Raw genomic sequence first — 8,610 nt, 5'->3', positions numbered from 1 at the left:
GACATTGGCTCCTTCCGAGGCGGACCGGTGAGGGCGACGGCTAGATGACCGGACGGGTGGTGACGGGCTCCGCCGGTTTGCTGAACAGCTGCTTGGTTTTCGGATCCAGGAAGATCAGGTACAGCGCGAAGAGCAGGGCGATCAGGGCAGCAGCGTTGCGGGCCAGCGCCAGTGCCAGGCCAAGGTCTCCGGTCTGCAGGTAGGGAAACACTTCCAGCTGGTCCGAGATGGCGTAGACCATGAAGAAGGACACCATGAAATACACCGCCTTCACTTGCCAGTCATCCCGGATGCCGGTGACCGCGAACAAAGGGATGAGCCAGACAACGTACCAGGACTGGATCATCGGTGCCAGGAACACGACGGCGGCGAAGGCAAGCGTGAGGCGACGCATCAGGCGGTCGTAGTCTCCGCGGAAGATCTGCCAGGCGACGATGCCCAGCGCGAGCAGCTTCCCGGCGTCGTACACCCACTTGGCCATCCCCCAGCCGTCGAGGTTGAAGGCGTTCAAGATGGAGGCGACGATGAGTCCGAGCAAACCGACCGGCGCGTACCAGATCCAGATGCTGCCCGGCGCGGACAGGCCATTGATCCAGCCGAACCCGAACCCGTTGACCAGGCTCATCGCGTAGAGCAGGGCGAAGCTGATGCCCCCAGTGAGCGCCCAGAAGATGAACTTGCGCGACCAGCCGGCGTTCTTGCCCGCCCACAGCAGGCCGATAAACGGCAGGAACACGATGGTGATGGGTTTGACCGAGATGGACAGCGTGACCAGGACCAGGCCCAGCAGCACCCGCTTGGTCGCGCAGTAGTACAACCCGGCGAGGGCCAGGCCGATCATCAGGGCGTCGTTGTGCACGCTGGCGAYGAAGTTCGTGAGGAACAGCGGATTGGCGGCAGTCAGCCACAGGGCCCGGTGCGGGTTGACACCGTGCAGGTCAGCCAGTTTCGGTACGTAGATGATGCAGAGCACAATGCCGACCAGGGCGGCGAGCCGGAACAGCATGATGCTGGCTTCGGGTTGGACGTTCGTGGACCAGACGACGAACTGCTCGATCCACAGGAAGAGCTGCCCGTACGGCACCGGCGCCTCGGTCCACATCTTGTCGGCGCCCAACTGGAAGTAGTTTGATAGCGCCGAGATGCCGTTTTCGTATGGGTTGAAGCCCTCCACCATCAGGCGGCCCTGGCCGATGTAGGCGTACACGTCGCGGCTGAACAACGGAACGGAAAACATCATCGGCAGCCCCCACGCGACCACCGCCTGCAGCGTTGCCTTGCGGGCGCCGGCACCCCAGCTCCGCACCCGCTGACCCAGCCGAAGCCAGGCACGGACCAGCAGCATACCGCCGACGGCCAGGAGCACAATGCTCAGCCCGGTGCCCACGGCCTCGGTCCGCATCCAGATGAACAAGGGCACCCGCCGCAATTCGGAGACCGGGGCCAGCCAGCCGACGCCGAGCGAACCGACGGCCATGAACATCGAGCCAAGGAATCCCGACAGGATCGGCGACCGGGCGTTGTCCACATCAGCGGCCGCCGCCGCTGGGGAGGTGCGGGACCTGCCGGCGGCCGATTCCGCCACCGCAGGTACAGGCGCCGTCATCTCAGGATCGTCCAATCTGTTGTCGGGCTAGTTGTGGCCGGCCGCTTTGGCCCGCTGGTTCTGGGCCACCTTCCGGCCGGCAGTGCAGTCACGGGGCACGCGGCCACGCCGGAAAATTCCGAGGGCCGCGTATCCGAAATCGTAGCACCGGAGCGCTCAGCGGCGCCGGAACTGTAGGCTGGGCGGGTGCCTATATCTAATGAACGCATCGTGTGGATCGACTGCGAAATGACCGGACTGGACACCACGAACGACGCCCTAATCGAAGTGGCGGCCTTGGTAACGGACTCGGAACTGAACATCCTCGGCGACGGCGTGGACGTCGTGATCAAACCGGACGACGCTGCGCTGGCCCAAATGAACGACTTTGTGCGCGACATGCATACCCGCTCCGGGCTGCTCGATGAACTCCCGCGCGGCAAGACCATGGCCGAAGCCCAGTCGGTGGTGCTCGAGTACATCAAGAAGTGGGTGCCGGACCCGAAGAAAGCCCCGCTGGGCGGCAACTCGGTGGGCACCGACCGGGTGTTCCTGGTCCGCGACATGCCGGAACTGGTCGAGCACCTGCACTACCGGGTGATCGATGTGAGCACCATCAAGGAGCTCTCCCGGCGCTGGTACGCCCGGGCGTACTTCCAGTCCCCGGCCAAGCTCGGCGGCCACCGCGCCCTGGGCGACATCCAGGACTCCATCGACGAACTCCGTTACTACCGGGAGGCAGTCTTCGTGCCCGCGCCCGGTCCCGACAGCGCCACCGCGCAGAGGATCGCGAAGTCGATCATGGCACCGGCACCCGAAGCGACGGCAGCGCAGGCTCCGGCACCGGCGGAGTAATCTCCACCACGTTTGGAGAAATTTCCGACCAAATACGGAAAATTGGCAAAACCATCCCCGAACAGCAGGTAAGCTATTGGTCGTTGCCTTTTCAGCCCGCCGGTTCGCCGGAGGGAGTGAGACGGCACATGGTGGGCGTAGCTCAGTTGGCAGAGCGCCTGGTTGTGGTCCAGGAGGTCGCGGGTTCAACCCCCGTCGCTCACCCTCACCAAGGACGGCAGAGTTGTCCGACCTTGCCTAAGGCCGCACCGGATATCCGGTGCGGCCTTTGGTGTCTGTACGGCGGTGTCTATACGGCGTTATCTGTCCACTGTTGTCCGTGAGGAAGGAACCGCGATGAAGCGCCAGCTCTTTGAAGAAGACCACGAGATGTTCCGTGAGATGGCCGCGGAGTTCGACGCGCGTGCGGTTGCCCCGCACTACGGGCAATGGGACCAGGACCACATCATGTCCCGCGAACTCTGGACGGCGGCCGGCGAGCAGGGCCTGCTGGGCCTCGCCGTCCCCGAGGAGTTCGGCGGCATGGGCGTGGACGACTACCGTTACCGCGCCGTGCTGGACGAGGAATTCGCCCGACGCGACCACCTGGCTGTCGGCCTGGCCTTCCACCTGCACGATGACATGGTCCTCCCCCACCTGTTGGCCTACGGCTCCGACGAACTAAAGTCCCGGTGGCTGCCCGGCATGGTCTCCGGCGAAACGGTCACCTCGATCGCCATGACCGAACCCGGCGCCGGTTCGGATCTGCGCGGCGTCCGCACCAAGGCCATTCGCGACGGCGACGACTGGCTGGTTACCGGCCAGAAAACCTTCATCGGCAATGGCATCTCCGGCGACGCGGCGCTGGTCCTGGCCCGTACCGACGGGAGCACCGGGAGGGGCGGCCGCGACTCCTTCTCGCTGTTCATGGTGCGGAAGGGCGAGGGCTACAACACGGGCAAGCAGCTGGACAAGATGGGGCTGAAGGCCTCCGACACGGCGGAACTGTTCTTCGACAACGTCCGGGTGCCGCACGCCGACCTGGTCGGGGAGGAAGGCAAGGGCCTGCAGTACGCCGCCGAGCAGCTCCCCCAGGGCCGGCTGGCCATCGCCGTCGCCAGTTCCGCCGTCGTCCGGGCCGTCTATGAGGCGACCGTGACGTACACGAAGGAGCGGAACGCCTTCGGCGAGCGGATCATCGATTTCCAGAACAGCCGGTTCGAACTCGCCGACATCCTCACCGAGGTGGAGGTCACGGAGGGTTACGTGGACCGGGCCATGCTGGCCTTCAACGCCGGCGAACTCGACGCCGCCTCGGCGGCGCGGGCCAAGTTGTGGGCCTCCGAGCGGGCCAAGTCCATCACCGACCGGTGCCTGCAGCTGCACGGCGGCTACGGTTACATCCTGGAATACCCGGTGGCCCAGGCTTACCTCGCCGCCCGGTTGCTCACCATTTTCGGCGGCACCAACGAAATCATGCGCGACGTCATCGGCCGCACCATCGCCGACTGACCACCCGGGCACGCACACGCAAAGCATCAAAGGAACCAGCCGCCATGACAGTCCTTCCCATCACGATCTGGGGCGAACCCGTGCTGCACCGCCGGGCCGCCGAAGTCGAAGTCTTCGACGACGAACTGCGCACCCTGATCGCGGACATGTTCGAGACCAACGACGCCGCCAACGGCGTGGGCCTCGCCGCACCCCAGGTCGGGGTGGGCCGGCGGTTGTTTGTGTACAAATTCGAAAACGACGACGGCGCGCCGTCGTCCGGTGTCGTCGTCAACCCGGTGCTCACCCTCTCCAAGGTCTCCGGTGCACTGCCGGATCCGGATGAGGAGGAGGAAGGCTGCCTGTCCTTCCCCGGCGGCCAGTACCCGCTCAAGCGCGCCGAATGGGCGCGGGTGCAAGGGTTCGACGGCGAGGGCAAGCCGATCGAGTTCGAGGCGACCGGCTGGTTCGCCCGGGTGATCCAGCACGAATACGACCACCTCGACGGCAAGCTGTACGTCAACCGGCTGATCGACCGCTACTCCCGCAAGGCGATGAAGCAGGCCAAGAAAAGCGGCTGGGGTGTGCCCGGACTAACGTGGATGCCCGGCGTGGACCCGGATCCCTTCGGCCACTAGCGCACCGGCGGGCTACTCTTCGCGCGGTTCCAGGAGGGCGGCCGCGTGATCCGGAACGTAGCGGAAGAGATCCCGCGGTGGACGGGTGTAGTTGACAGCCTTGGGCCTTTCCGGCAACGTCACCGGCTCCGTGCGGACTTCGGCGTAGTCGATGCTGGAAAGCAGATGGGCGATCATGTTGATCCGGGCCCGACGCTTGTCCTCGGCCTCGACCACAAACCATGGCGATTCGGCGGTGTCCGTCTGCATGAACATGTCGTCCTTCGCCCGCGAGTAGTCCTCCCACCGCAGGATCGCCTCCCGGTCCATCGGCGAAAGCTTCCACTGCCGCAGCGGGTCCTCCAGCCGGGACCTAAAGCGCCGTTCCTGCTCCGCGTGGCTGATCGAGAACCAGTATTTGAACAGCAGGATGCCGTCCTGGAGCAGCAGCCGCTCGAAGACCGGGCACTGGGCCATGAAGCGTTTGTGTTCCGCGGGCGTGCAGAATCCCATCACCTGCTCGACGCCGGCGCGGTTGTACCAGGAGCGGTCCATCAGGACGATCTCTCCCGCCGCCGGCAGATGCTCCACATAGCGCTGGAAATACCATTCGCCGCGCTGCCGTTCGGTCGGGGCGGGCAGCGCGACGATGCGGGCGACACGCGGGTTGAGGTACTCCGTAACCCGCTTGATGGCGCTGCCCTTGCCCGCGGCGTCGCGTCCCTCGAAAATCACCAGGACGCGCGCCCCGGTGCTGCGCACCCATTCCTGCAACGCGACCAGCTCGGCCTGCAGCCGCGCTAGTTCGGTCTCGTAAACATCGAGCGGTAACCGCCCGGCCCGCCGTGGCGCATCGCCTTTGGCCCGCTTAGCCCGCGTCTTCCCCCGTGCCGCGCCCTTCCCGGCGCCGCCTTTGCCATGTGCCACGGTTGGCCGGATGGTCAGGGCATCACTTTGTACAGGTCAACGACGGTTTCTTCCGGCGGGGAAGTAAAACCGCCGTCGATGCCCGCCTGCATCTTGGGCATCAGGACGCCGTCGCGGAATTTCTCCCAACTCTCCTTCGATTCATGGACTGCCATGATGGTCCAGCCGCCGGCCGAGGCGCCGCCGGCGTGAAAGACCTGGCCTTCCGGCAGGCGGCCTTCGCCGGGATGGACCGCGGCGATTGACGCCTCGTACTGCTCCTTGGTTCCCCCCGCGAAAAAGTGCACCACTCCGTACGCCATCTTGTCCTCCTTGGTTGGATTACCGTTCCGACAGCCACAGTCGTAGACCCGCCGGACCGGCATGTCAATGAGCTCGGATTTCGGACCCGTGCCGGGTCAGCGTGGCACCACGGTCCGCTGCTCCGGACAGGCGCCCAGGACACGCCTCATCGCGTCCCTTTCGGCCGGCGTCACCCACAGTCCGTAGGCTGCCTTGACCGAGATCTGCCGGGCGACGTAATGGCAGCGGAACGCCTTGTTGGGGGGCAGCCAGGTGGCGGCGTCGGAAGCGCTCTTGTCCTGGTTTGCCTGTCCGTCGACGGCGATCAGGTTCAACGGATCGTTCGCCAGATGCTGGCGCTGCACGGCCGTCAAGAACTGGGCGCCCTTCTGCCAGGCGTCCCCCAGTGCCACCACGTGGTCAATCTGGATCGCCTTGCTGGACTCCGCTCCGCGCTGGAACTCGATGGTCCGGCCGGTGTAGGGCTCCTGGAAGGACCCGGCCCCGACCCGGCAGCGGGACCCTTCGGTAAACCGGGCGTCGGGCAGGTCGCGGCGGAGGATGTCGTTCCGGGTGTCGCAGCCGTTGCCGTCGACATCGAGCCATGCCTGGCCGAAGGCGCTGCGGTCATAGCCGTTCGCGGCTGCACGGCCCTTGACCGGCAGGGTCTCCAGCACATCCGCCGCGAGCCCATCAGGCACCGGCCGCACCGGCGCGACGGCCTTCATCCAGCCCGCCGCGAGCACCGGAGCGTCACGGGGACCGGCGGTCGGCGGCTCTGCCACGGCAAACTGGCCCGCGGTGAAGAACCAGACAACGGTGGCGGCCAGCGCCAGCAGTCCGGCCGTCAGCAGGGCCCACGCCTGGCGGGACCGGCGCCGAGCGCGCCGGAAGTCGGTCCAGGTGGCGGTCACGGACGTTTCCGCGCAGGATGGGTCTGCAGCACCCTCACAGCCTAGGACGCAGCACCGACGCCGGACCGGATCTCCACAGTGTGCAGGACAGGTCCAGCGCCGGTGCACCAGTCCCAAGGGCTCCCGGGCCGGGAGCTCAGGGCTGCGCGGTCATTGTTCCTTGGTGACCCGGCGGAGGTCCTCCTCGGCGAGGGCCATCAGCCCTTCCAGTTGGCTGACCCGCGCGTCGTCGACCTCGCCGGCCTCGCGCTTGGCGCGGGCGTCGTCAAGGAGGCGCTTGGCTTCCTTGGCGTTCCGCCGTGCCACGTCGAGGGCATGTTCCAGGGTGGTTTCGTGCTCCACAGCCGAGTTCTGTTCCATGGCTCCATTGTGGTGCCCATTCCCGGCCGTTTCCAGAGGCCCGGCCGGGAACGTCCTCAAAATGCGGTTATCCGACCTCGACCGGGAGGCCTGCCGCCTCCAACGTTGCTGCGGCATCCTTGGCCGGGAACGACGGCGGGTTCACGCCGGCCATTTCTTCCATGACGCGGACTACCTGGCAGCTGTAGCCGAACTCGTTGTCGTACCAGACGTACAGCACGAGGTTCTTCTCGTTGGAGATCGTGGCCAGGCCGTCGACGATCCCGGCGCGGCGGGAGCCGACGAAGTCGGTGGAGACAACCTCGGGCGAATCGATGTAGTCGACCTGCTTCCGCAGCTCCGAGTGCAGCGACATCTCCCGCAGGTAGTCGTTGACTTCATCCCTGGTGGTGCCGTTTTCCAGGCTCAGGTTCAGGATGGCCAGGGACACGTCCGGGGTGGGCACCCGGATGGAGCTTCCGGTCAGTTTCCCAAGGAGCTCCGGCAGGGCCTTCGCTACTGCCTTTGCGGCACCGGTCTCCGTAATCACCATGTTCAGCGCGGCTGAGCGGCCGCGGCGGTCACCCTTGTGGAAGTTGTCGATCAGGTTCTGGTCGTTGGTGAAGGAGTGCACCGTTTCGACGTGGCCGTGCACGACGCCGTAGCGGTCGTTGATCGCCTTCAGCACCGGGGTGATGGCGTTGGTGGTGCACGACGCCGCGGAGACGATCTTGTCCGAATCGGTGATCGTTGCGTGGTTGATGCCGTGCACGATGTTTTTCAGCTCGCCCTTGCCCGGCGCGGTGAGGAGCACGCGGGAGACGCCCTTGCTCTGCAGGTGCTGGGAGAGGCCGTCGGCGTCGCGCCAGCGGCCGGTGTTATCGACCACCAGTGCGTCGTGGATGCCGTAGGCGGTGTAGTCGACAGTTGCCGGGTTGTCCGAGTAGATCACCTGGATCTGGACGCCGTTGGCGGTGATGGTGTCGTTCTCGAGGTCCACCTTGATGGTGCCTTCGAAGGAGCCGTGAACCGAGTCGCGGCGCAGCAGGCTGGCGCGCTTGGTCAGGTCGTTGTCGGAGCCGCGGCGCACCACGATCGCACGCAGACGCAGGCCGTGGCCACCGCCGGCCTTTTCGATCAGGAGGCGGGCCAGCAGCCGGCCGATGCGGCCAAAGCCATACAGGACGACGTCGGTGCTGGTGCGGTCGTCGCCGCCGCGCTTGCCGACAACTTCGGCGAGCTCTTCGCGCAGGAATGCGTCCAGGCTGACGCCGTCGCCTTCGGCACGGTACTTCTCGGTCAGGCGGGCGATGTCGATGGCCGCCGCGCCCAGGTCCAGTTTGGTGAGGGCATCCAGCAGGGGTGCGGTCTCTTCGAGCCGCAGCTCTTCCTTGCTCATCCGGCGGGCGAAGCGGTGCGCCTTCAGGATGTTCATCGTGGACTTGTTGATCAGGCTCCGGCCGTGGATGGAAGTCACCACGTTGTTTTCGCGGTACAGCCGGCCGATCACCGGGATCATGGCCTCGGCGAGGGCCTCCCGGCCCATCCACGTATCAAGACAAGAATCTGACGTCTGGCTCACAGAACTACCTTCCTAAAATCCACCGCACACGTCCTCGTG

General features: G+C 65.9%; 9 protein-coding genes and 1 tRNA gene. 4 read left to right on the top strand and 6 right to left on the bottom strand.

Annotated elements, in window-relative coordinates:
- Positions 1 to 40: 40 nt before the first annotated feature.
- Positions 41 to 1,606: a polyprenol phosphomannose-dependent alpha 1,6 mannosyltransferase MptB gene (gene mptB / locus AB4Y86_RS06300; RefSeq protein ID WP_441401088.1), complete on the bottom strand. Its 1,566-nt coding sequence runs from the start codon at positions 1,604 to 1,606 to the stop codon at positions 41 to 43.
- Between the two features lie 186 nt (positions 1,607 to 1,792).
- Between mptB and orn the strand changes: the two genes are divergently transcribed.
- The 4 genes from orn (at position 1,793) to def (ending at position 4,548) form a co-directional block, all read left to right on the top strand.
- Positions 1,793 to 2,440 carry an oligoribonuclease gene (gene orn / locus AB4Y86_RS06295; RefSeq protein ID WP_441401086.1) on the top strand — a complete coding sequence of 216 codons (648 nt, stop codon included), beginning with the start codon at positions 1,793 to 1,795 and terminating at the stop codon, positions 2,438 to 2,440.
- 131 nt (positions 2,441 to 2,571) lie between these two features.
- Positions 2,572 to 2,644 (top strand) — tRNA-His (locus AB4Y86_RS06290).
- A gap of 132 nt (positions 2,645 to 2,776) precedes the next feature.
- On the top strand, positions 2,777 to 3,931 hold the full coding sequence (locus AB4Y86_RS06285) for an acyl-CoA dehydrogenase family protein (RefSeq protein ID WP_441401084.1): 1,155 nt from the start codon (positions 2,777 to 2,779) through the stop codon (positions 3,929 to 3,931).
- Positions 3,932 to 3,975: 44 nt separating this feature from the next.
- Complete coding sequence (def, locus tag AB4Y86_RS06280) at positions 3,976 to 4,548, top strand: peptide deformylase (protein ID WP_441401082.1); 573 nt, start codon at positions 3,976 to 3,978, stop codon at positions 4,546 to 4,548.
- A gap of 12 nt (positions 4,549 to 4,560) precedes the next feature.
- On the opposite strand, the gene ppk2 is transcribed toward def, so the two are convergent.
- The 5 genes from ppk2 to AB4Y86_RS06255 form a co-directional block, all read right to left on the bottom strand.
- On the bottom strand, positions 4,561 to 5,454 hold the full coding sequence (gene ppk2 / locus AB4Y86_RS06275; protein WP_441401080.1) for a polyphosphate kinase 2: 894 nt from the start codon (positions 5,452 to 5,454) through the stop codon (positions 4,561 to 4,563).
- A gap of 14 nt (positions 5,455 to 5,468) precedes the next feature.
- Positions 5,469 to 5,756, bottom strand: a complete 288-nt coding sequence (locus tag AB4Y86_RS06270; protein ID WP_441401078.1) for a hypothetical protein — start codon at positions 5,754 to 5,756, stop codon at positions 5,469 to 5,471.
- Between the two features lie 96 nt (positions 5,757 to 5,852).
- The gene (locus AB4Y86_RS06265) at positions 5,853 to 6,650 is read right to left on the bottom strand and encodes an HNH endonuclease family protein (protein WP_441401076.1); all 798 of its coding nucleotides are present in this window, start codon (positions 6,648 to 6,650) and stop codon (positions 5,853 to 5,855) included.
- Between the two features lie 150 nt (positions 6,651 to 6,800).
- Entirely contained in the window at positions 6,801 to 7,010 is a 210-nt protein-coding gene (locus tag AB4Y86_RS06260) for a hypothetical protein (protein WP_441401074.1), read from the bottom strand.
- A 67-nt stretch (positions 7,011 to 7,077) separates the two neighbouring features.
- Positions 7,078 to 8,571, bottom strand: coding sequence for a glyceraldehyde-3-phosphate dehydrogenase (locus tag AB4Y86_RS06255; RefSeq protein WP_441401073.1), 1,494 nt, complete (start codon positions 8,569 to 8,571; stop codon positions 7,078 to 7,080).
- Positions 8,572 to 8,610 lie beyond the last annotated feature (39 nt).

The organism is Arthrobacter sp. 2YAF22_2 (genome assembly GCF_052114645.1).
GTDB lineage: Bacteria > Actinomycetota > Actinomycetes > Actinomycetales > Micrococcaceae > Arthrobacter.
This window is presented reverse-complemented; position numbering and strand designations above follow the sequence as displayed.